Annotated in this window: 19 protein-coding genes; 11 read left to right on the plus strand and 8 right to left on the minus strand. The window is 73.6% G+C overall.

From position 1 onward, the window contains the following. The first annotated feature begins 6 nt into the window (after nt 1–6). Complete coding sequence (gene sucD / locus KZX60_RS02010) at nt 7–924, plus strand: succinate--CoA ligase subunit alpha (protein WP_248115364.1); 918 nt, start codon at nt 7–9, stop codon at nt 922–924. 300 nt (nt 925–1,224) lie between these two features. On the opposite strand, the gene KZX60_RS02015 is transcribed toward sucD, so the two are convergent. Beyond that, a complete protein-coding gene (locus KZX60_RS02015) occupies nt 1,225–2,355 on the minus strand; it encodes a VIT1/CCC1 transporter family protein (RefSeq protein ID WP_248115365.1) in 1,131 nt (376 codons plus the stop codon). 105 nt (nt 2,356–2,460) lie between these two features. Here KZX60_RS02015 and KZX60_RS02020 point away from each other — a divergent pair, with 105 nt between their 5' ends. Together KZX60_RS02020 and KZX60_RS02025 are read left to right on the plus strand one after the other, a co-directional pair. Beyond that, nucleotides 2,461–2,880, plus strand: coding sequence for a DUF202 domain-containing protein (locus tag KZX60_RS02020; RefSeq protein WP_248115366.1), 420 nt, complete (start codon nt 2,461–2,463; stop codon nt 2,878–2,880). Nucleotides 2,881–2,884: 4 nt separating this feature from the next. Beyond that, entirely contained in the window at nt 2,885–3,208 is a 324-nt protein-coding gene (locus KZX60_RS02025) for a DUF202 domain-containing protein (protein ID WP_036317009.1), read from the plus strand. A gap of 75 nt (nt 3,209–3,283) precedes the next feature. Here KZX60_RS02025 and KZX60_RS02030 read toward each other — a convergent pair whose 3' ends face one another. Together KZX60_RS02030 and KZX60_RS02035 are read right to left on the minus strand one after the other, a co-directional pair. After that, entirely contained in the window at nt 3,284–4,477 is a 1,194-nt protein-coding gene (locus KZX60_RS02030) for an alcohol dehydrogenase catalytic domain-containing protein (protein WP_248115367.1), read from the minus strand. A 198-nt stretch (nt 4,478–4,675) separates the two neighbouring features. Then, entirely contained in the window at nt 4,676–6,184 is a 1,509-nt protein-coding gene (locus KZX60_RS02035) for a sodium:solute symporter (RefSeq protein ID WP_248115368.1), read from the minus strand. A 183-nt stretch (nt 6,185–6,367) separates the two neighbouring features. Between KZX60_RS02035 and KZX60_RS02040 the strand changes: the two genes are divergently transcribed. The 4 genes from KZX60_RS02040 to KZX60_RS02055 all read left to right on the plus strand — a co-directional run bounded on the left by KZX60_RS02040 (nt 6,368) and on the right by KZX60_RS02055 (nt 11,582). Continuing rightward, on the plus strand, nt 6,368–6,937 hold the full coding sequence (locus tag KZX60_RS02040; RefSeq protein ID WP_248115369.1) for an XRE family transcriptional regulator: 570 nt from the start codon (nt 6,368–6,370) through the stop codon (nt 6,935–6,937). Between the two features lie 83 nt (nt 6,938–7,020). Continuing rightward, complete coding sequence (gene speB / locus KZX60_RS02045) at nt 7,021–8,037, plus strand: agmatinase (RefSeq protein WP_248115370.1); 1,017 nt, start codon at nt 7,021–7,023, stop codon at nt 8,035–8,037. Nucleotides 8,038–8,075: 38 nt separating this feature from the next. Then, nucleotides 8,076–9,800 carry a thiamine pyrophosphate-binding protein gene (locus KZX60_RS02050; protein WP_248115498.1) on the plus strand — a complete coding sequence of 575 codons (1,725 nt, stop codon included), beginning with the start codon at nt 8,076–8,078 and terminating at the stop codon, nt 9,798–9,800. Nucleotides 9,801–9,851: 51 nt separating this feature from the next. After that, nucleotides 9,852–11,582 (plus strand): FAD-binding dehydrogenase, encoded by a 1,731-nt coding sequence (locus KZX60_RS02055; protein WP_248115371.1) that lies wholly within the window; start codon nt 9,852–9,854, stop codon nt 11,580–11,582. Here the strand turns inward: KZX60_RS02055 and KZX60_RS02060 are convergent, their stop codons facing one another. Both KZX60_RS02060 and KZX60_RS02065 read right to left on the minus strand, forming a co-directional pair. Then, nucleotides 11,583–12,131: a pyridoxamine 5'-phosphate oxidase family protein gene (locus tag KZX60_RS02060; RefSeq protein WP_248115372.1), complete on the minus strand. Its 549-nt coding sequence runs from the start codon at nt 12,129–12,131 to the stop codon at nt 11,583–11,585. Between the two features lie 63 nt (nt 12,132–12,194). Further along, nucleotides 12,195–13,121 carry an inositol monophosphatase family protein gene (locus KZX60_RS02065; protein ID WP_248115373.1) on the minus strand — a complete coding sequence of 309 codons (927 nt, stop codon included), beginning with the start codon at nt 13,119–13,121 and terminating at the stop codon, nt 12,195–12,197. A gap of 56 nt (nt 13,122–13,177) precedes the next feature. Here KZX60_RS02065 and KZX60_RS02070 point away from each other — a divergent pair, with 56 nt between their 5' ends. The 4 genes from KZX60_RS02070 to KZX60_RS02085 all read left to right on the plus strand — a co-directional run bounded on the left by KZX60_RS02070 (nt 13,178) and on the right by KZX60_RS02085 (nt 17,508). Further along, nucleotides 13,178–13,576: a DUF6508 domain-containing protein gene (locus tag KZX60_RS02070; RefSeq protein ID WP_248115374.1), complete on the plus strand. Its 399-nt coding sequence runs from the start codon at nt 13,178–13,180 to the stop codon at nt 13,574–13,576. 99 nt (nt 13,577–13,675) lie between these two features. Then, a complete protein-coding gene (locus tag KZX60_RS02075; RefSeq protein ID WP_248115375.1) occupies nt 13,676–15,778 on the plus strand; it encodes an acyltransferase family protein in 2,103 nt (700 codons plus the stop codon). A 54-nt stretch (nt 15,779–15,832) separates the two neighbouring features. Beyond that, nucleotides 15,833–17,056: a phosphatase domain-containing protein gene (locus KZX60_RS02080; RefSeq protein ID WP_248115376.1), complete on the plus strand. Its 1,224-nt coding sequence runs from the start codon at nt 15,833–15,835 to the stop codon at nt 17,054–17,056. Then, nucleotides 17,053–17,508, plus strand: coding sequence for a thioesterase family protein (locus KZX60_RS02085; RefSeq protein WP_248115377.1), 456 nt, complete (start codon nt 17,053–17,055; stop codon nt 17,506–17,508). Before KZX60_RS02080 ends, KZX60_RS02085 begins: the two co-directional genes overlap by 4 nt. Before the next feature lie 130 nt (nt 17,509–17,638). On the opposite strand, the gene KZX60_RS02090 is transcribed toward KZX60_RS02085, so the two are convergent. From KZX60_RS02090 to KZX60_RS02100, 3 genes are all read right to left on the minus strand, one after another. Next, nucleotides 17,639–18,697 carry a hypothetical protein gene (locus tag KZX60_RS02090; RefSeq protein WP_248115378.1) on the minus strand — a complete coding sequence of 353 codons (1,059 nt, stop codon included), beginning with the start codon at nt 18,695–18,697 and terminating at the stop codon, nt 17,639–17,641. Between the two features lie 194 nt (nt 18,698–18,891). After that, complete coding sequence (gene gdhA, locus KZX60_RS02095; protein ID WP_248115379.1) at nt 18,892–20,232, minus strand: NADP-specific glutamate dehydrogenase; 1,341 nt, start codon at nt 20,230–20,232, stop codon at nt 18,892–18,894. A 182-nt stretch (nt 20,233–20,414) separates the two neighbouring features. Then, nucleotides 20,415–21,632: a glycosyltransferase family 1 protein gene (locus tag KZX60_RS02100; RefSeq protein WP_248115380.1), complete on the minus strand. Its 1,218-nt coding sequence runs from the start codon at nt 21,630–21,632 to the stop codon at nt 20,415–20,417. Between the last annotated feature and the right edge of the window lie 10 nt (nt 21,633–21,642).

A 21,642-nucleotide genomic window follows, 5' to 3' on the forward strand; every position in this document is an offset into this window, starting at 1 on the left:
ACAGCTATGTCGATCTACCTGAACAAGGACTCCAAGGTCATCGTGCAGGGCATCACCGGCGGTGAGGGCACCAAGCACACCCGCCTGATGCTCAAGGCCGGCACGAACATCGTGGGCGGCGTGAACGCCCGCAAGGCCGGCACCACCGTGTCCCATGAGGACAAGGACGGCAACGCCGTCGAGCTGCCCGTCTTCGGCTCCGTCACGGAGGCCATGGAGAAGACCGGCGCCGACGTGTCCGTCGCCTTCGTGCCGCCGGCCTTCGCCAAGGACGCCGCGATCGAGGCCATCGAGGCCGAGATCCCGCTGCTCGTGGTCATCACCGAGGGCATCCCGGTGCAGGACTCCGCCGAGTTCTTCGCCCTGTCCCAGTCGAAGACCGGCGCGGACGGCAAGCCGAAGACCCGCATCATCGGCCCGAACTGCCCCGGCATCATCACCCCGGGCGAGGCCCTGGCCGGCATCACCCCGGCGTCGATCACCGGCTCCGGCCCCATCGGCCTCGTGTCCAAGTCCGGCACGCTGACCTACCAGATGATGTACGAGCTGCGTGACTTCGGCTTCTCCACCGCCATCGGCATCGGCGGCGACCCGGTCATCGGCACCACCCACATCGACGCCCTCGAGGCGTTCGAGGCGGACCCGGAGACCAAGGCCATCGTCATGATCGGCGAGATCGGCGGCGACGCCGAGGAGCGCGCGGCCGACTACATCAAGGCCAACGTCACCAAGCCCGTCGTCGGCTACGTCGCGGGCTTCACCGCCCCCGAGGGCAAGACCATGGGCCACGCGGGCGCCATCGTGTCCGGCTCTGCGGGCACCGCGGCCGCCAAGAAGGAGGCCCTCGAGGCCGCCGGCGTGAAGGTGGGCAAGACTCCCTCCGAGACCGCCGAGCTCATGCGTGAGATCATGAAGGGCCTCTGAGTCCCCAGATCTCGGGCTGATCCCGACGACGCGGGCCCCGTGCCTCCCGAGAGGGAGGTGCGGGGCCCACTGCGTTCTTGCTCCCGTTGTTCCTGCGTTGTTCCTGCGTCGTTCCTGCGTGCGGGAGGGCTGACATGGACGCTGCCGCCGATGAGCTGGGCGCAGTACTGCCAGGTAACCCCCGAGGTTACCTGGCAGTACTGCGCCCAGCTCAGGTGGACGCCGCCTGTTGCGCCTGTCGCGCCTGGTGCTGCCGTGGCGGCCCTTGCACCCGTGGCCGAACCCCGGAGCACCCGGAGGTCAGCCCACGTCGCCGCCCACCAGCATGCCCAGCACGTAGGTCACGGCGGCGGCGCCGTAGCCGATCGCGAGCTGGCGCAGGCCCCGGGCCAGCGGTGAGGAGCCGGACAGCAGCCCGACCACACCGCCGGTGAAGAGCAGGGCCACGCCCACCATCGCCGCCGCCAGGCCCAGGGCCCACAGCCCGGACATGCCGAAGATGTACGGCAGGATCGGGATGAGCGCGCCGGAGGCGAAGAACGCGAAGCTGGACAGGGACGCGCTCCACGCCGAGCCGATCTCCGCGAAGGAGCCCGAGTGGTCCACCGGTCCCTGGGAACCGTCGGGACGGGCGGAGAACTGCGGGTTGCAGTCGCACGTGAGATAGCCGAGGCGCTCGAGCGCGCGGTGCTCGGCGTCCTCGGGCGTCATGCCGCGGGCCAGGTAGACGAGCTTGAGCTCGTTGTGGTCCAGGTCCAGGTGCTGGGCCGCCTCGAGGGTGATCTGGGTGGGGGAGGAGGCCTCCAGCAGCTCTCGCTGGGACCGCACCGAGACGTACTCGCCGGCCGCCATGGACAGGGCACCCGCCAGCAGTCCGGCCACGCCGGTGAACAGCACCACGGACGACGCCACGCCCGTCGCACCGATGCCCATCACGAGCGCCAGGTTGGAGACCAGCCCGTCGTTCATGCCGAAGACGGCGGCGCGGAAGTTGCCGGCCAGCTGCTCGCGGCCCCGGGCGGCCAGGCCGCGCACGACCTCCTCGTGGATGGCCTCATCCGCCACCATGCCCTCGGGCGCGTCCTGGTCCTCTGCGTAAGGGGTGTCCGACTCGGCGCGCTGGGCCAGGGCCAGCACGAACACGGAGCCGAAGATCCGCGCGAGCCAGCGCAGCAGGATGCGGTGGACGGAGGGGCGCGGCGGGTTCTCGGCGTGCTCGCCCAGGAGGGCCCGCCAGTGCTGCTCGTGGCGGCGCTCGGCCTCGGCGAGGCCGAGCAGGATGTCGCGCTCCACACCGTCCTTGCGGGCGGCGATGTCGCGGTAGATCTGGCCTTCGGCGATCTCGTCGGCGAGGTAGCGGCGCCAGCGGCGGACCTGTTCACGGGTGGGTTCGGGCAGTGCCGCGGGGGTGGCGGCATGGGCGGGACTCATGGGGCTCCATCGGACGGGCGGGACGGGGATGGGGCGCCGCCGTCGCGGGCCGCGGCGGCCGGGCGCGCTCGACCGGCCAGTCTACGCCGCCACTACCATGGCCGCATGGACGCAGCGCAGACTCCCGAAGGCCCCGAGGCCACCGCGCACGACGGCGGCCGGCCGGCCTGGCAGCGCCGCCTCCTGGCGGGTGGGGACGAGCCGGACCCCCGATTCACGCTCGCCAACGAGCGCACGTTCCTGGCCTGGGTCCGGACGTCGCTGGCGCTGCTGGCCGGCGGGGTCGCGGTGGAGGCGTTCACCGGCGCCCTGTTCGCGCCGCCGGTTCGGGTGGCGCTGAGCACGGTGCTGCTCGTCCTTGCGGCGCTGCTCGCCCTGGGCGCGGGTGCGCGCTGGCTCCGGGTGGAGCGGGCGATGCGCCGCGGCCGTCCGCTGCCGCTGCCACTGATCGTCCCGGTCCTGGCGGGGGGAGTCGTGCTGGCCGTCGTGGTGCTGATGCTCGCCGTCGTCCTGCCGCGGGGCTGAGGCGATGCGCCTGCACCACGACCCCGGGCTGCAGCCCGAGCGCACCGTGATGAGCTGGGGCCGCACGGTCCTGGCGCTGGGCGTCCTCAGCCTCACGTTCCTGAGGTGGTGGCCGGCCGTCGGCGCGTGGGCGTTCGGGCCTGCGGTGGTGGCGGCCGTCGGCGGGGCGGCTGTGCTGGCCACGCAGCGCCGGCGCTACGTGGCGCAGGCGGACGGGATCGCGCGGGAGCAGGCCCGGCCGGCCCTGGCGTCGGTGGCCTGCATGGTCGCGCTGGTGGTGGGCCTGGCGGCCCTCGGGATCACCGCCACGCTGCTGCACGCGGCCTGATCCGCGGACGACGACGGCGCCCCTCACCTGCGCGGGCAGGTGAGGGGCGCCGTCGTGCCGCCGGAGGCGAACCGCTCAGCGGGCGATCATGCCGTGGGGGTCGATGACGAACTTGTCCACGGAGCCCTGGTCGAACTCCGCGTAGGCCTGGGGTGCCTCGTCCAGGCTGATCACGCGCGGGTTGACCATCTCCGTCAGGTACGGCATCCGGTCCCACAGGATCGACATCATCAGCTGACGGTTGTAGCGCATGATGGGCGCCTGGCCGCCGATGATGTGGGGCGACTTGATCCAGGCCTTGCCGAAGTCCACCGGGAAGGTGCCCTCCTGCTCGGCCTTCGTCTCCGCGATCGGGTCCGGCCCGTAGATGCCGATGATGCCCGTGGCACCGCCCGGACGGGTGATGTCCAGGACCTGGTTCACGGCGGCGATGGGCTGCATCTCATCGGACGCGGAGCCCAGGCCGTGGGCCTCGGAGCCGACGCAGTCCACCGCGCAGTCCACCATCGGCTCGCCGAGGATGTCGTTCACGGCGTCCTGCAGGTTCTCCGTGACGGAGAGGTCGATGGTCTCGCAGCCGTGCTTGCGCACCAGCTCCAGTCGCGAGGCGTCCTGGTCGCCCACGATGATGCACGAGGCGCCCAGCAGCCGAGCGGCGGCCGCGGCGCACCGGCCCACGGGGCCGGCACCGGCGATGTAGACGGTGGAGCCGGGCTTGGCGCCGGCCTCCATGAGACCGTGGAACGCCGTGGGGAGGATGTCCGAGAGCACGGTCAGATCCAGGATCTTCTCCATCGCCTGCTCCTGGTCCGGGAAGCGCAGCAGCTGGAAGTCGGCGTACGGCACGAACAGGTACTCGGCCTGCCCGCCCTGGAAGTTGCCCAGATTGAAGCCGTAGGCGGCGCAGGCCTGCTCCGGGTTGGCGGTCTCGCAGATCTCGGTGCGGCCGGCGCGGCAGTTGCGGCAGCGGCCGCAGGCCACGTTGAACGGCACGGAGACGAGGTCGCCCTCCTTCAGGAACTGGACGTCGCTGCCGATCTCCAGCACCTGGCCGGTCATCTCGTGACCCAGCACCATGCCCTCGGGCACGGGGAAGGAGCCGCGGTAGATGTGCAGGTCGCTGCCGCAGATGTTGGTGGCGACGATCTTGAGGATGACGCCGTGCGGGGCGGCGGAGCCGTCAGGCATCTCCAGCTTGGGGAAGTCCAGCTCGTCGACGCGCACGTCCTTGATGCCGTGGAATGCCACGGCGCGGTTCTTGGTGGTCATGGGAACTGTTGCCTTTCTGTCTCCAGCGAGTCCCTTGGCGGGGCGGGAGGAGGGGCGAACCCGAGGGGGAGTCCCTGTCACGGGCTGTTCGGCAACACTAGGGGCCGGGAGGAGCCAGAGGAAGGATTGCCCGCCGCCGCATCGCCTGGCCTGACCATCGTGCGGGCATCGGAGGACCGCAGGCCCCGGAATTCCTGGTCAGAGACGCTCTCGGGCCGCGGCGTCGACGCCGTGGCGGGAGCGCACGCGCCAGGCCTCGAGGACAGCGGGGTCGGTGGGCGGGGTCACCAGGCTGAGGAGGACGTACACGACGGCGGAGGCGGCCAGGCCGACGTAGATCGGCTCGTTCGCGAAGACGCCCTCGAAGGGCTCCGCCGCGTTCAGCTCGAGCCAGCCCATGGTGCCGAGGGTTCCCAGCGTCCCGACCACCATGGACCACAGGGCCGCCGTCCCGGTGCCCCGCTTCCACACGAGGCCGCCGACGATCGCGACGAACAGGCCGCCCACGAGGATGTCGTACGCGATGGTCAGGGCCGCCACCACGTCCGGGACGACGATCGCCAGCCCCAGCACGACGGCGCCGAGCAGCAGCACCCAGCCGCGGTTCGAGGCGAGATCCGCCGCGGTCTCCGGGGCCTCGTCCTCGGCGGTGGTGTCGTCCTCGGGGGCGGTGGCCTCGCCGCGGAAGATGGGGAGGATGTCCGTGCGCATCACGGTCGAGGACGCGATGATCGCGCCCGAGGCGGTGGACATCATGGCCGCGACGGCGGCCGCCAGGGCCACGCCGCCGACGCCGACGGGCAGCAGGTTCTGGGCGACCCACGCGAACACGTCGTCCTTGGTGGCGATGTCCGCGGTGACCGTGCGGGCGGCCATGCCGATCACGGCGCCTGCGAGGCCGTAGGCGATGCAGTACAGGCCCGCGGTGGCGCCGCCGATCTGCGCCACGCGCGGGGAGCGGGCCGTGAACACCCGCTGCCAGACGTCCTGGCCGATCAGCAGGCCGAGGGTGTAGACCACGAAGTAGGTGATGATCGACTGCACGCCGATCCCGTCCCAGCTGAAGAACTCGGCGCCCAGGCGCTCCTGCATGGCACTCCAGCCGCCGGCGTTGGCCAGGGAGAGGGGGAGCATGAGGGCGAACAGGCCGATGGTCATGATGAGGAACTGGGCCATGTCCGCCAGGGTGATGGACCACATGCCGCCGAGCACGGAGTAGGCCAGCACGATGCCGCCGCCCACCAGGACGGACAGCCAGCGGTCCCAGCCGAAGAGCACCACGAAGATCGACGCGTAGGCGCCGGTGGAGGTGGCGGCGAGCATGAGCGTGTACGCGAGCATCACGAACGACGACGCGTGGGATGCTCCCCCGCGGCCGTAGCGCAGGCGGAGCATCTGCGAGACGGTGTAGATCTTCAGGCGGGCGAGGATCGGGGCGAACGCCACCGACAGGATGAGCACGCCGACGCCGATGGCGGCCACGAGCCACGCACCGGAGAGCCCGAACTGGTACCCCAGGCCGACGCCGCCCACGGTGGCGGCGCCGCCGAGCACCGCGGCGGCCATGGTGCCGGTGAACAGCGCCGGCCCGAGGCGACGGCCCGCCACGAGGTAGTCCTCCGCGCTGGCTGCGCGGGTCTTGCCCCACCAGCCGAAGGCGAGCATGCCGACCAGGTAGACGGCGACGATGGTCAGGTTGATGGTCACGGGTGGTCCTTGGGGCGAGGGGATCCACGGCGCCGGGGATGCGGAGGCGCTGTGGGCGAGCGGGGCGCGGCCAGCGTGTTGCCGATCACACGATCAGGGTCTATGGTAAACATATGTTGTCCATCGGGCAACATGCCGTCCAGGATGACATCGCGACGTCGCCCGACGCGAGGAAGGAGCGCGATGAAGGCCCTCCCGCGCGAGACCGCACCGGCCCAGGCCTTGATCGGTCGTCGGCTGCGCGCGCTGCGCGAGGCGCGGCGGCTCACCGTGGCGCAGCTGGCCGAGGCGGCCGGGGTCAGCAAAGGTTTCCTCTCCCGCCTCGAGCGAGACCTGACGAGCCCGTCCGTCAACACGCTCGTCACCCTGTGCCAGGTGCTCGGCGCGAGCCCGGGCGACGTCCTGGACGCGCCCGAGGTGACGGTCGTGCGCCTCGCCGACGCGCCCGCCATCAGCCTCGGCGGTGAGGGCATCCGCGAGCGCCTGATCACCCCGCGCGGCAACCGCGACCTGCAGATCCTACGCGCGGAGATCGCGCCGCACGGCCGCGGTGAGACGGAGCTGTACACCGTGGACTGCCGAGTGGAGGCGGTGCACGTCGTCACCGGCCGCCTCGAGCTGCGGACCACCGAGGCCGTGCACCTGCTGGAGGAGGGGGACACCGTCACCTTCCCCGGCCGCGAGCCCCACTCGTGGACCAATCCGGACGGCCACCCCGCCGTCGTGCTGTGGACCCTCGTGGGCCACGCCTGAACCCGTGCGGCGCGCCCGCACCTGACAGGCCCCACCGACCAGCCCGACCAGACCGAACTGAACCACCCAGAGAGGACATCCAGATGCTCGAGATCCCCCGCGTCGAGGACAACGGCCGCCTCGGCCCCGTGAACTCCGCCCTCGTGCCCCGCTACGGCGGCGCCCCCACCTACGCCCTGCTGCCCCGCCTCGACGAGGCCGCCGCGGCCGGCGTCGCCCCGGAGATCAAGGTCGTGGGCGTGCCGTTCGACGCCGGCGTGTCCTACCGCCCCGGCGCGCGCTTCGGCTCCGGCCACGTGCGCCAGTCCTCGCGCCTGCTGCGCCCGTACAACCCGGCCACGGACACCTCCCCCTTCGCGCAGGCCCAGGTGGTGGACGCCGGCGACATGGCGGTGAACCCGTTCAACATCAACGAGGCCATCGAGTCCATCCAGCAGGACGCGATGGACCTGACCGAGGACGGCTCCTCGCTCATGACCATCGGCGGCGACCACACGATCGCCCTGCCGCTGCTGCGCGCCGCCGCGGCCCGCGCCGGCCAGCCGGTGGCCATGCTCCACTTCGACGCCCACCTGGACACGTGGGACACCTACTTCGGCGCCGAGTACACCCACGGCACCCCCTTCCGCCGCGCCGTGGAGGAGGGCATCCTGGACACGGAGGCCATCTCCCACGTCGGCACCCGCGGTCCCCTGTACGGCAAGAAGGACCTCGACGACGACCACCGCATGGGCTTCGGCATCGTCACCTCCTCGGACGTGTTCCGCAAGGGCGTGGACGAGATCGTGGACCAGCTGCGCACCCGCATCGGCGACCGCCCGCTGTACATCTCCGTGGACATCGACGTCCTCGATCCGGCCCACGCACCCGGCACCGGCACCCCCGAGGCCGGCGGCCTCACCAGCCGCGAGCTGCTGGAGATCCTCCGCGGCCTGCGCGGCCTGGACATCGTCGGCGCCGACCTCGTGGAGGTCGCCCCGGCCTACGACCACGCCGAGCTGACCGGCGTCGCCGCCTCGCACGTGGCCTACGACCTGGTGTCCCTCATGGCCGACCGCCGCGCCCAGCGCGCGGCCGCCGGGGTCGGAGCGTCCGCGTGAGCGGGCAGCACGCCTCCGCCCCGCACGAGGCCGCGGACATGGCGGCCGCTGCCGAGCACGCCGGCGGCGACACGCCGGTGCGCAACGGCGGCGACCTGGCCGTGGAGACCCTGCACGCGCTCGGCGCCAGGACCGTGTTCGGCATCCCGGGCCAGCACGCGCTCGGGCTGTTCGACGCGCTCTCCCGCTCGCCGCTGGAGTTCGTCTCGAACCGCGTGGAGAACAACGCGGCCTTCGCGGCGGACGGGTACGCCCGGGCCACCGGCGAGGTCGGCGTGCTGTTCCTCTCCACGGGCCCGGGCGCGCTGACGTCCCTGGCCGGTCTCCAGGAGGCCTACGCCACGGGCGTGCCCATGCTCGTCATCGCCTCCCAGATCCCGCTCTCGGGACTCGGGGCGCGCCGCAAGGGGATGCTGCACCAGTTGGACGACCAGAAGGCCTCCGCGAAGAACGTCACCAAGGCCCAGTTCACGGTGCACCACGCCTCCGGCATCCCCTCGGCCATCCAGGACGCGTGGGCGGACGCCGTCACCGTGCCCCAGGGCCCCGTGTGGGTGGAGATCCCGCAGGACGTGCTGCTCGGGGAGGTCATGGTGCCGCCCGTGCAGGACGCGCTCGCGGTGCCCTATGACCACCCGCCGCGCGCCGAGCTCGTGGACGAGTCCGTGCGCTGGCTGAAGGAGGCCTCCCGCGTGGCGATCGTGGCCGGCGGCGGCGTGCGCCGCTCCGGCCGCGCCGCCATGGAGTCCCTCAAGGACGTCGCGGAGCTGCTGCAGGCCCCCGTGGTCTGCTCTCCCGGCGGCAACACGGCCTTCCCGTGGGAGCACCCGCTCTCCCTGGGCGGATGGGTCGAGGACCGCGTCGTCACGGACCTGCTCGAGGACGCCGAGGTGCTCCTCGTGGTGGGCTCCGCGCTCGGCGAGGTCACGTCCAACTACTTCACGCTCGAGCCCCGCGGCCGCCTCATCCAGGTGGACGCGGAGCCGCGCGTGCTGGAGACGAACCACCCCACGCTCGGCGTCCGCGCCGACGCCGGCCAGATGCTCGCCATGCTCGCCGACGCCCTCCGCGAGGCCGGCGTCACCCGCGCCCAGCGGGAGGCGGGCTGGCACGGCCGGGCCGCGGCCGACGTCGTGGCCGAGACCAACGCCAGGGTCATCGCCCGCCTCGACGCGCAGGACCTCGGCCGGGAGCGCCGCCTCATGGCGGACATCCGCGCCGCGGTCCCGGCGGGCATGCAGACCTACTGGGACATGACCATCGCCGCGTACTGGGGCTGGAACTGCTGGGACGCGCAGGACGGCGAGTTCCACTCGGCGCAGGGCGCCGGCGGCCTCGGCTACGGCTTCCCCGCGGCGTTCGGCGGCGCGCTGGGCCTGGCCCACCTCGGCCGGACCGGCATCGAGGGGCGCGTGCTCGCCGTGGCCGGCGACGGCTCGGCCATGTACTCCATCGCCGAGCTCGCGGCGGCGAAGCAGCACGATGCGGCGGTCACGTGGCTGATCGTCGACGACGGCGGCTACGGCATCCTCCGCGAGTACATGGAGGGTGCGTTCGGCAAGGCCACCGCCACCGAGCTCGACCGGCCGGACTTCCAGCGGCTCGCGGAGTCGTTCGGGGTCCCGGCCGAGACGGTGGCGGTCGAGGATGTGCGGGGCGCGCTCGAGAGAGCGTTCCAGGCCGAGGGGCCGAACGTCGTCGTGGTGCAGACGCGCCTGGCGATGTGGGCGCCGAGCCACCTGGGGGAGGCCCCGGAGGTCTGATCCGCCCCCGCCTGAGCGACGAGCCCGGCGGGACCTCAGTACAGTGGCGCCATGACCACTGTGAGCCCCGTCACTGCCCGCTCCGAGCACCGCGCCGACGTCGTCGTCCTCGGGCACGGCCTCGCCGGGCTCGTGGCCGCCGCCGAGCTGCTCGGGGCGGGCCGGCGCGTGGTGCTCGTGGATCAGGAGCGCGCCGTCGACCTCGGCGGGCAGGCGTGGTGGAGCTTCGGCGGCCTCTTCCTCGTGGACTCGCCCGAGCAGCGGCGCCTCCGCGTGAAGGACTCCGTCGACCTGGCCTGGTCCGACTGGCAGGCCACCGCGGGCTTCACCGACCACCCCGACGACGCCATGCCCCGCGCGTGGGCCGAGGCCTACGTGCACTTCGCCCACGGGGAGAAGCGCGCCTGGCTGCGCGAGCGCGGCCACCGGCTCTTCCCCGTGGTCGGCTGGGCGGAGCGGAAGGTCCCCGCGCCCGGCGTGGGCGGCAACTCCGTGCCCCGCTTCCACATCACGTGGGGGACCGGCCCGGGCATCGTGGAGCCGTTCTCCCGCATCGTCGAGCGCGCCGCCTTCGACGGCCGCCTCACCTACCTGCCCCGCCACCGCGTCACGCGCCTGATCACGGAGTCCGGTGCCGTCACGGGCGTGGAGGGCCACGTCCTCGCCGACGACGACGGCGCCCGCGGCACGGCCTCCAGCCGCACCGTGACGGGGGAGTTCCGGGTGGGCGGGGCCGCCGTCGTGGTGGCCAGCGGCGGGGTGGGCGCCGACCACGACGCCGTGCGCGCCGCGTGGCCCGACCGGCTGGGGACTCCGCCCGCCGAGATGCTCTGCGGCGTCCCCGCCTCCGTGGACGGCTCCGGCATGCGGGCGGCCCGGGAGGCGGGCGCCGCTCTCGTGCACCCGGACCGCATGTGGCACTACACGGAGGGCGTGGCCAACCACGACCCGATCTGGCCTGGTCACGGCATCCGGATCCTGCCCGGGCCGTCGTCGCTGTGGCTCGACGCGACGGGCCGGCGCCTGCCGCATCCGCGTTGGCCCGGATTCGACACCCTCGGCACGCTGCAGGACATCCGCTCGCCCGGCTCGACGGCGGCGGGCGGCCGGGCCACGGAGCAGCGGCCCCCGGCGGACCACACGTGGTTCGTGCTCAACCGGCGGATCATCGGCAAGGAGTTCGCGCTCTCCGGGTCCGAGCAGAACCCCGACCTGACCGGTCGCTCGATCCGCCAGGTGCTGGGCCGCGTCACGCAGGACGTGCCCGGCCCCGTGCAGGCGTTCCTGGATCGCGGCGAGGACTTCGTGCAGGCCGACTCCGTGGGGGAGCTGGTCGCGCGGATGAACGCGCTCGTCCCGGACGGCCCCGCGGTGGACGAGGCGGCGGTGCGGGCCGCCGTCGCCGAGCACGAGGCCGGGGCCGAGCGCCCCGGCGCGGACCGCCAGGTGGACGCCGTGCGCGACGCACGCCGCTACCTCGGCGACCGGATCATCCGCACGGCCGCCCCGCATCGGCTCACCGATCCGAAGGCGGGGCCGCTCATCGCGGTGCGCCTGCGCACGCTGACCCGCAAGACCCTCGGCGGGCTGCACACGGACCTGCAGGGGCGGGTGCTGGACGCCGGCGCCGCCGTGATCCCGGGTCTCTACGCGGCGGGCGAGGCGGCCGGCTTCGGCGGGGGCGGCATGCACGGGCACCGCGCGCTCGAGGGAACGTTCCTCGGCGGGTGCCTCTTCAGCGGCCGCACGGCCGGACGGGCCGCCGCGGCCGAGACGGCCTGATCAGTCCGTGCGGTGCGCGTCGATGCTGGCCGCGCCGTCGTCGTCGGTGCGCTCGGGGTGCTTCCCGAACGTGAAGTGGCGGCCGCTCAGGCGGGTGACGTCCACGCGGACGTAGTAGTCCTTCAGTGTGGGCACCCACGGCGTGATGCCGAGCGCCTCGGCCTCGGTCACCTCCGCCTTCGTCTCGAGGCGGCGCGCGGTGCCGCGGGCGAGCACGGACCACGCCTGGTCGGCGAGGATGCCGTCCGCCTGCACCACCACGTTGGGGTTGACGGCGAGCTCCGCCAGCTTCGAGCCGGGGGCCGTGCGGAAGTACACGCCGCCGTCGTGGACGCGCACGTTCACGGGCACGATGTCCGGCTCGCCGTTCACGGCCAGGCCGAGGCGCGCGTGGCGGGTGTGCCCGAGGAGCCTCCACGACTGCTCGTCGGTCAGGGTGAGCACGGGCTCGCCGTCGGCGTGCGGGAACATCAGCCCGTCGCCGGGGCGCGCCGCGGGGTCGAGGCGCTGCATCGGGGGAGCGGTGGGGTCCTGGTGGCGATCGGTCATCACGGCCTCCTCGGGGGGTGAGAGGACGGCGCCACGGGATGCGACGCCGGTCACGTCTCCACTCTAGGCCCGGCTGTCGGCGCGGACGGCCAGCAGCTCGCCCAGCACCGCCTCCGCGGTCGGCGCCGCCCGGTGCGGGGCGAGCGCCAGCGCGAACGCCGCTTCGTGCGCGCGCGGCGAGTCCGGGGTGAGGCCGGCACCGCCGGGGCCCGCCGGCGTCAGGTACGCGCCCCCGGCCCGGCGCAGGATGAGCTGCCCCGCCGCGACATCCCACGGCTTCGTGTCCACGAGCAGCGCGGCGTCCGCCCAGCCGGCGGCCACGTGGCAGAGCTCGAGCGCTCCGGACACCGTGCGGCGCACCGTGGCGTACGTCGCCACGAGCCGCCCGAAGCGGCGCAGCGCGCCCTCGCCCTCCGCGTCCAGCGCCTCGCCCGCCGGATAGGAGGTCACGACGTTCAGCGCACGCTCACCGCCGGCGGGGGCCGGGCGCCCGACGTCGGCCAGCGGCGCGTCCCCGAGGTACGCCCCGGTCTCGTCGGCGGAGAACGCGAGCCCGTTGACCGGGTCCAGCACGACGCCGGCCACCACCTCGCCGTGCACGGCGGCCGCGATGGACACGGAGAACATGGCGAAGCCGTGCGCGAAGTTGGAGGTGCCGTCGATCGGATCCACGATCCACTCGAGCGGGGGACCGCCCTCGGCGTCCGCGCCGCCCCCGTGGCGCCCGAGCTCCTCCCCGAGCACCCGTGAGCCCGGCACCGCGGCGGTCAGTGCGGCGACGATCCGCTCCTCGGTCCTCCGGTCGTGCACGGTGACCAGGTCGTGGTGGTTCGACTTGGTCTCGGCGGACGCCGGGGCGCCGCGGGTGGGGCCGCCACGGAACGCCGCGGCCAGCGCGGGCGCCACCGCCCGGGCCGCCGAGAGCGCGACGGCGCGCAGGGCACCGGGGGGTGGGACGACGTCGTGGGGGGAGGCGGCGGGGGCGACCATGGCTCCCAGCGTAGGCGCGGGGGACAATGGGGGGACCCGACGCAGAGGAGACGCCCATGAGCGAGGACCGCACGCTGACCGGCCCCCAGGAGCCCACCCCGGAGCGCGTGGCCGCGGTGCGCACCCTGCGCGCGGTGCTGGCCGGGGGCGAGGGGACGCCGGAGGGCGTGCCCGCGGGGGATGCGCCGTCCCCGTCCGCCGACGACGACCGCGTGATGAGCGGGCTGATCGCCGCGCAGGAGCTCTCCGGCGTGGATCTCGACTACCTGCGGCACGTGGACGCCGTGAGCGACCGCGGGATCGCCGCGGCCTCCCTGGCAGACCTCGGCACGCTGTTCACGTACGTGCTGCGAGGCGAGCGGTTCTCCGAGGGTCACATCCGGGCGGCGATCGCCACGGGCAAGGTCGCCCGCATGCTGGACCGCCTCGCGGAGTGGGTGCCCGAGACCCGCTGAGACCCGCGGTCGCCGCGGTGCACTACCCTCGGCGGTGGACGCCGCCGGGCCGCACGCACCGGGCGGCGCCTCGGCCCCTGCTCGTGGAAGGACGCCCCGGTGCCCCGCCCCGTCGCCTCGAACTCCGCCTACTTCCCCGGCCTGGACGGCCTGCGCGCGCTCGCGGTCCTGCTCGTGGTGGCCTACCATCTGGGCGTGCCGCACGCCTCCGGCGGCCTGCTCGGCGTGGGCGTGTTCTTCACCCTCTCCGGCTTCCTCATCACCGCGCTGCTGCTGCGCCGGCACGAGCGGCACGGCGACCTCGACCTCAAGGACTTCTGGATCCGCCGCTTCCGGCGCCTGCTGCCGGCCGTCGTCCTGGTGCTGATCGCCGTGCTGGCCGCCACCGCGCTCGTGGATCCGGGGGAGTGGGACGAACGCGTCGGCGAGTCCCTCGCCGCCCTGTTCTACGTGGCCAACTGGCACACGATCCTCACGGGCGGCAGCTACTTCGAGCAGATGGACGGCCCCGGGCCGCTGGACCACCTGTGGTCCCTCGCCGTGGAGGAGCAGTTCTACCTCGTCTGGCCCCTCCTTCTGCTCGGGCTGCTGGCCCTCACCCGCGGCCTGGGCGGACGGCGGCGCACCGTGGTGCTGTTCGTCGTCGTCGTCCTGCTGGGCGCGGCGTCCATGGTGCTGCTGGCTCTCCTCGCGGATCCGCTGGGGGACACGACGCGGGCCTACGAGGGCACCGACACGCGGGCCGGCGGCCTGCTGTGGGGCGCGGCCCTCGCGCTCCTGTGGCGGCCCGCGAGCGTGGGGCGGGTGCGCGGCGCGGCCGTCTGGGCCCTCGACCTCGTGGGCGTCCTGGGCCTCGCCGGGATCCTGGCCCTGGTGGCCACCACGGACCAGGACTCGCCCTCCCTCTACACGTGGGGCATCGCCGCGCTGACCGTGGCCACGTGCGCCGCCGTCCTTCCCCTCGTGCACCCCGCGTCCCGGCTCGGCCGCGTCCTCGGCGTCGCGCCGCTGCGCTGGATCGGCGCGCGCAGCTACGGGATCTACCTGTGGCACATGCCCGTGGTCGCCTTCCTGCCGGACCGCGCGCTCTACGGCCAGCCCGTGCTGCGCGGGGCCCTCATCCTGGGGCTCACCCTGCTCATCGCGGCCCTGTCCTGGCGGTTCGTGGAGGACCCCATCCGCCACCACGGCCTCCGCGCCGTCCTGACGGGCCGCGCGCCCGCGCGGCGGTCCGGGGCGGAGGGGACGACGACGTCGGGCGCCTCCGCGCGCTCGCGGGGGTCCCGCGGGGTGCGGTCCGGCCTGGCCGCGGCGGCCGTGGCCGCGCTCGCCGCGGCGGGCCTGGCCGGACTGACGGCCCTGCCGCAGACCTCCACCAGGGAGATCGCGGCGCAGGCCGGGCACGCGGACCCGGCAGTGCAGGACGCCGACCCGGCTCAGGGCGCCTCCACGCCGCCCGGGGAGGGCCCCGGCTCACCCGTGGCGGCCCCGGCCTCCGCGGCGAGCCCGTCGGCCGCCGCCTCGTCGGCCCCCGCGCCCGCCACGACCTCCTGCACCGAGGTGGTGCACATCGGCGACTCCAGCTCCCTGGCCTCCGGCAACACCGACGCGACCGTGATCAAGGACCCCGCCCTGCGCATCACGGCCCAGTACGAGGACGTGGGCGTGGAGGAGGTCGTGGAGGACATCCGGCCCGGGCGCGGGATCGTCGAGCGCTTCGAGAAGGACCCTGGCCAGACCAACGCCGTGCAGGCCATCACGGCCCATCTGCCCGACCTCGACCCGGACGGCTGCTTCGTGGTCAACGTCGGCATGAACGACGCTGCCCTGTTCACCAAGGTGGACATGTGGGACCAGCGGGAGCCGCGGATCGACATGGTGATGAAGGCCGCCCAGGGCCGACGCGTCCTGTGGGTGGACGTGATGCTGATGCCGTGGGCCGCCCTCCCGAACTACACCATGGAGGGTGCGGCCCGTTTCAACGAGGGGCTCGTCGCCGCCACTGAGCGCCACCCCAACCTGTGGGTCTACGACTGGGCGCACGACGCGGCGGACCGCCCCGAGTGGTTCGGTGAGAAGGACTCCCTCCACAACACCGTGGCGGGGGCGGTCGCAAAGGCCGCGAACATGGCCGAGGCCCTCACGCTGGCCTTCCCCGCGGGCCGGGAGCCCTCCACGGAGCGGGTCATCGTCGTCGGGTGAGAGCCGCACCCCCCGGCGCACCCCCGACCGGGCCCATGCGACATACTGGGGCCCATGCCCGCCGACGCCGCCCGCACCGATCCCGCCCGCCCGCCGCGCCAGGCGGGGGTTCCGACCCCCGCCGAGAACATGGCCACCCACCTCCAGGAGAGCTGGAACCGGTGGCACCGTGCCCGCGCCCTGCGCGCCGGCCACGTGCCCACGGTCATGGCGTTCACGGGCTACGGCTCCACCTCGTGGGTGCGGGTCCTCTCCCGCGTGGTGATCGCCAACGACGCCGACTTCCTCAACGGCCGGCGTCTGTCCAAGGTCGTGGCCGACGGCGTGCGAGGCTGGCGCAACTTCGTGGCCCCGCCCATGGCGTACGCCGAGGTCACGGTCACCGTGGGGGAGCGGACCACCACGGTGCGCGCCGACCGCATGGGTGTGGTGGACGCCGTCATCGACGTCCAGCTGGAGCCCGGCTGGCAGACCGCCACGCTGGACGTCGGCGACGAGGAGTCCGTGACCATGGACCTCTACATCGCGGACCCGGCGGCGCGCGTCGGCCTCGTCTCGGACATCGACGACACCGTGGTGGTCACGTCCCTCCCTCGCCCGATGCTGGCCGCGTGGAACTCGTTCGTGATCGACGAGCACGCCCGCACGCCCACTCCGGGCATGGCGGTGCTGCTGCGGCGCATCGCCGAGCTGGAGCCGCACGCGCCCGTGATCTACCTGTCCACGGGCGCATGGAACGTGGCGCAGACCCTCTCCCGCTTCCTGGGCCGCAACCTGTACCCGCTGGGCGCGCTGCTGCTCACCACGTGGGGTCCCACGAAGGACCGCTGGTTCCGCTCCGGCCAGGAGCACAAGGTCACCCAGCTCCAGCGCCTGGCCGAGGAGTTCCCGGACATGCAGTGGATCCTCGTGGGCGACGACGGCCAGCACGACCCCGAGATCTACGCCGACTTCGCGCATCGCCACCCGGACAAGGTCAAGGCGATCGTGATCCGTCAGCTGACCCCCTCGGAGGCCCTGCTCGCGGGCGGCCGCGCGGAGGGCACCCGTCAGTCCACCCCCGGCATCCCGTGGTGCTACGGGCCGGACGGGGCCGCCCTGTCCGAGCAGCTCGAGAAGCTGGGCATCCTGCCCGTGGAGTTCGTGGACGTGCACCCGGAGGGCTGGCGGGAGGACATCCTGGGCGACGACGCGACGGCGCTGGGAGTGCGGGAGACGTCGGACGAGGCGGCGGAGGACGACGCGCTGGCGCGGCGTTCCGTGGCGGAGGGCTCGTGACCGGCGCCGCGGAGCTGCGCTCCGTGGAGGTGCGCATCCCGCTGCGCTGGGCGGACATGGACGCCTACGGCCACATCAACAACATCGCCGTGGTGCAGCTGCTCGAGGAGGCGCGCGTGTTCGCGTTCGGCGTCCCCTCGGGGACGGGCGCGGGCGGCGGGGCGCCGGCGCCGATCGACCTGCTCGAGGGCGTCGGCGAGGGCGTGCGCACGTTCATCTCCGAGCACACCGTGAAGTACCGCGCGCAGATGCCGTACCGGCCCGTGCCGCTGCGCGTTGTCGTGAGCGTGGACGCGGTGAAGGCGGCATCCGTGCACGTGGGCTACCGGCTGCACGACGGCGTGGACGACGCCCTGTGCGCCACCGCCACGTCCGTCATGGTGTTCGTCGACGGCGCCACCGGCCGCCCGGTGCGGGTGACCCCGGAGCAGCGGGCGGCGCTGGCCGGCTGAGGTGGGCCGCTGACCGGTCGGCAGCCGCCCAGCGACATCACCGCCGTGCAGCACGGCTGCGATGTCGCAGAGCGGAGGTCGACCGCTCGGGCTCGCAGAGTCGAGACAGGGCCCGCGGGATGGCCGCGGATCAGACCGAGCGGGGGACGCCCGCGGCGGTGAGGATCCGCGCCAGCCGGTCCGGCCGCAGGAGATCGCCCCACGTCCAGTGCGCGCCCGCCCGGGTGACCAGCTGCAGGGCCACCTCCCGTTCCTTCTCCCGGCGGATGCTGGCGCGGCGGGCCGTGTCGTCACCGTCGAAGAACGACAGGTCGTACTTGCCCAGCCCGTCGAACTCCCCGTACACCCGCACCTGCTCCCACCAGAAGTCCGTGCGGGCCACCTCGCGTCCGTTCGCATCCCGGTGGCGATGTTGCAGCGCCGTGGGCGGGACGAAGCCGAGCTCGTGGAGGATGGCCCGGCTGTAGGACTCCCCGGCGGATTCCGCCCGCGCGTCCGCGAAGTGCCAGGCCCGCTCGAATCGGCGGAGGGCGGCCGCGGATTCGAGTCGGCTCTCCGCCTGCCGCGCCCAGCGTGCGGCCTCCTCGGGCCGGGCTCGGACGAGCGCGTCCAGCGGGGCCACGGCGTCGCGGAACGGGGTGGCCGCCCCCAGCACCAGCAGCACCGTGGGCAGCGGATCCGCCAGGACGGTTCCCAGGCTCTGCCCGTCCGACAGGACGGCCCCGACCGGCTGAGGCGCGGCGGGGGCCGCCTCTGGCAGCCCCCATCGGGGTCGGCGGCGCGGCGGGACGGGAAGCCGGCGATCGTGGGCCACCACGGAGGGGGCGAAGGGACGGCGGATCAGCGGCCCGGCGCCGTGATGCCCGGGCGAGGGGGCGCGCAGCTCGAGCGCGGGCGGCTCGACGGCCGGCCCCAGACCGTGCAACCGGGCCGCGGTCAGGCCCGTGAACACCGTCGCGGGGCGGGCGATCGAGAGGGCGACGGCGGACACGACCGCCCTGTCCCACGGACGCAGCGCGGCCCAGTCGCCGGCGCTGATGTACACGCGCGGGCAGAGCCGCACGAGGACCCCGCGGGTCCAGGCGCGTTCGAGACGGCGCCGCGCCGCCCCGTCGTGGGGGTCCGCCGCGCTGAGCAGGGGCCCGCGTCCCGGGAGCAGCGCACGCGCGTGGTCGGAGAGCTGGGTCATGCGGCCCAGTGTCGTGGGCCCGTCCGGGGCGCGAGGGGTCGACCGCGCCGGACGGTGGAGGGCACCCGCCATCGGGGGTCCTGTGCAGGAGTCGGGTGCCCTCGAACGACCGCCGCCCTGCGACATCACCGCGCGTCAGAACGGCGGTGATGTCGCAGGGCGGCGGAGGATCACGGAAGGGGCATGGCCGGGCCTCAGACGATGCCCTGGGCGATCATGGCGTCGGCCACCTTGATGAAGCCCGCGATGTTCGCGCCGGCCACGTAGTTGCCCGGCGTGCCGTACTCCTCGGCGATCTCCACGCAGCGGTCGTGGATGTCCCGCATGATCTGCTCGAGGCGGTCGTGGGTGTACTCGAAGCCCCACGAGTCACGCACCGCGTTCTGCTGCATCTCCAGGGCGGACGTGGCCACACCGCCGGCGTTGGCCGCCTTGCCGGGGCCGAACAGCGTGCCGGCGGCCGCGAACAGGTGGGCGGCGGACTCGGTGCAGGGCATGTTCGCGCCCTCGGCCACGGCCTTCACGCCCTGCTTCAGAAGCGTCTTCGCGGCGTTCTCGTCGAGCTCGTTCTGCGTGGCGCAGGGCAGCGCGACCGTGCCCTCGACGTCCCACACGGAGCCGCCGGCCACGTAGCGGACGCGGCCGCCCTTGCGCTCGGCGTACTCGGAGATGCGGGCGCGCTCGACCTCCTTGAGCTGCTTGAGCAGGTCGACGTCGATCCCGTCCGGGTCCACGATGTAGCCGGCGGAGTCCGAGGCCGTGAGCACGGTGGCACCGAGGGCGGCCGCCTTCTCCGCGGCGTAGATCGCCACGTTGCCGGAGCCGGAGATGAGGACCTGCTGGCCGTCCATCGACTCGCCGCGGGTGCGGAGCATGGAGTCGGCGAACATGACGGCGCCGTAGCCGGTGGCCTCGGTGCGCACGAGCGAGCCGCCCCAGGTGAGGCCCTTGCCCGTCAGCACGCCGGCCTCGAAGCGGTTGGTGAGGCGCTTGTACTGGCCGAACATGTAGCCGATCTCGCGCCCGCCCACGCCGATGTCTCCCGCGGGGACGTCCGTGTGCTCGCCGATGTGGCGGTGCAGCTCGGTCATGAACGACTGGCAGAAGCGCATGATCTCGCCGTCGGAGCGGCCGGCCGGGTCGAAGTCCGAGCCGCCCTTGCCGCCGCCGATCGGCATGCCGGTGAGGGAGTTCTTGAAGATCTGCTCGAAGCCCAGGAACTTGATGATGCCCAGGTACACCGAGGGGTGGAAGCGCAGCCCGCCCTTGTACGGGCCGAGGGCCGAGTTGAACTCCACACGGAAGCCGCGGTTGACCTGCACGGTGCCCTGGTCGTCGACCCACGGCACGCGGAAGATGATCTGGCGCTCCGGCTCGCAGAGGCGGTGCAGGACGCCCGCCTCCACGTACTGGGGGTGGCGCTCCACCACGGGATCCAGTGCCTCGAACACCTCGGACACGGCCTGGTGGAACTCGGCCTCACCGGGGTTGCGGGCGAAGACCTCGTCGCGGAGCGTGTGCAGAACCTGATGCATGGTGTCCTCCTTGTGGACGTCTCGTCGGGGGCGGTGCGGGCCCGCCTCGCCGACGGCGTCCGCAGCGGAGGAGGGAGGCCGCGGTGCCCGCCGTCATCCTGGCATGTGACCTGGTTCATGACGGAATTGAGACGCGGACCGTCGGATGGTCCGTATGTTGAGACGGCCGGGCCCCGCTCGCCTCATCCGAAGACGCGGTGGGCCAGCAGGGCCGGCGAGGTGAGCAGACGCCGCGCCAGCTCGCCGCGGCGGCGGTGCTGCACGTGGATGGCCTTCTCGTAGTAGCCTACGAGCTGCTCGCACAGCACGGGCCACGTGCGGCCCTGCACGGACTCCCACGCGGCGTGCGCGAAGGCGGCGCGCTTGACGTCGTCGTACACGAGGTCGGCGACGCGGTCCCGCATCTCGTCGAGGTCGCCGGGCTGGTAGATCCAGCCGGTGCGGGAGGAGTCCACGATGTCCAGCGGGCCGCCGCGGCCCACGGCCACGACGGGCACGCCCGAGGCCATGGCCTCCTGGAGGGTCTGACCGAAGGTGTCCGACTCGCCGGGGTGCACGAACAGGTCCAGGCTGGCCACGTGCCGGGCGAGGTCCTCGCCTCCCTGGAAGCCGGCGAAGTGGGCGCCGGGCAGCTGGCGCTCGAGCGTCTCGCGCAGGGGGCCCGAACCGATGACGACGAGGCGCGTGCCGGGCAGGTCCGCGAGCGCGCGGAGGTCCTCCACCTGCTTCTCGTGCGCCAGACGCCCCACGAAGCCGATGAGGCGCTCGCCGTGGGGGGCCAGCTCGGCGCGCAGCGCCTCGTCCCGCTTGGCGGGGTGGAAGCGGCGGGAGTCCACGCCGCGGCCCCACAGGTGCACGCGGCGCACGCCCACGCGGTGCAGCTGGCGCACGGTGAACGACGACGGCGCGAGCGTGAGGGTGGCCGTGTTGTGCAGGCGGGCCACGTGGTTCCAGAGCACGTCCTCGAGCCACGGGAGCCCGTACTTGGTGGCGTAGCGCGGCACTTCGGTCTGGTAGACGGCCACGGAGGGGATGCCGAGCTCCTCGGCGGCCTGCACGCCGCGCCAGCCGAGCACGAACGGGGAGGCGATGTGCACCACGTCCGGGCCGAAGTCCGCCAGGATGCCGCGCAGGCGGGCCACGGTGCCGGCGGCCACGCGCACGGACGCGTAGCCGGACATGGGCATGGAGGGGAGGGCGTGCACGGGGAAGCCCTCGACCTCGCGGGGGGCGTGGCCGGCGCCCGCGCGCTGGGTCCAGCCCGCGGTCCACGAGGCGGCGGGGGCGATCACGATGGCCTCGTCGCCGCGCCCCCGCAGGTGACGCAGCACCTGGAGGATGGAGTTGGTGACCCCGTTCATGTGGGGCAGGAAGGACTCAGCGATCACGGCTACACGCACAGGGCCAGCG

Origin of the sequence: Micrococcus sp. EYE_212, assembly GCF_023147585.1 — a bacterium.
Classification (GTDB): Bacteria; Actinomycetota; Actinomycetes; order Actinomycetales; family Micrococcaceae; genus Micrococcus.

Excerpts from the sequence above, each read along its gene's own strand:
- sucD (WP_248115364.1), top strand. The coding sequence starts at position 7 with ATGTCGATCTACCTGAACAAGGACTCCAAGGTCATCGTGCAGGGCATC.
- KZX60_RS02015 (WP_248115365.1), bottom strand. The coding sequence starts at position 2,355 with ATGAGTCCCGCCCATGCCGCCACCCCCGCGGCACTGCCCGAACCCACC.
- KZX60_RS02020 (WP_248115366.1), top strand. The coding sequence starts at position 2,461 with ATGGACGCAGCGCAGACTCCCGAAGGCCCCGAGGCCACCGCGCACGAC.
- KZX60_RS02025 (WP_036317009.1), top strand. The coding sequence starts at position 2,885 with ATGCGCCTGCACCACGACCCCGGGCTGCAGCCCGAGCGCACCGTGATG.
- KZX60_RS02030 (WP_248115367.1), bottom strand. The coding sequence starts at position 4,477 with ATGACCACCAAGAACCGCGCCGTGGCATTCCACGGCATCAAGGACGTG.
- KZX60_RS02040 (WP_248115369.1), top strand. The coding sequence starts at position 6,368 with ATGAAGGCCCTCCCGCGCGAGACCGCACCGGCCCAGGCCTTGATCGGT.
- speB (WP_248115370.1), top strand. The coding sequence starts at position 7,021 with ATGCTCGAGATCCCCCGCGTCGAGGACAACGGCCGCCTCGGCCCCGTG.
- KZX60_RS02050 (WP_248115498.1), top strand. The coding sequence starts at position 8,076 with ATGGCGGCCGCTGCCGAGCACGCCGGCGGCGACACGCCGGTGCGCAAC.
- KZX60_RS02055 (WP_248115371.1), top strand. The coding sequence starts at position 9,852 with ATGACCACTGTGAGCCCCGTCACTGCCCGCTCCGAGCACCGCGCCGAC.
- KZX60_RS02060 (WP_248115372.1), bottom strand. The coding sequence starts at position 12,131 with ATGACCGATCGCCACCAGGACCCCACCGCTCCCCCGATGCAGCGCCTC.
- KZX60_RS02065 (WP_248115373.1), bottom strand. The coding sequence starts at position 13,121 with ATGGTCGCCCCCGCCGCCTCCCCCCACGACGTCGTCCCACCCCCCGGT.
- KZX60_RS02070 (WP_248115374.1), top strand. The coding sequence starts at position 13,178 with ATGAGCGAGGACCGCACGCTGACCGGCCCCCAGGAGCCCACCCCGGAG.
- KZX60_RS02080 (WP_248115376.1), top strand. The coding sequence starts at position 15,833 with ATGCCCGCCGACGCCGCCCGCACCGATCCCGCCCGCCCGCCGCGCCAG.
- KZX60_RS02090 (WP_248115378.1), bottom strand. The coding sequence starts at position 18,697 with ATGACCCAGCTCTCCGACCACGCGCGTGCGCTGCTCCCGGGACGCGGG.
- gdhA (WP_248115379.1), bottom strand. The coding sequence starts at position 20,232 with ATGCATCAGGTTCTGCACACGCTCCGCGACGAGGTCTTCGCCCGCAAC.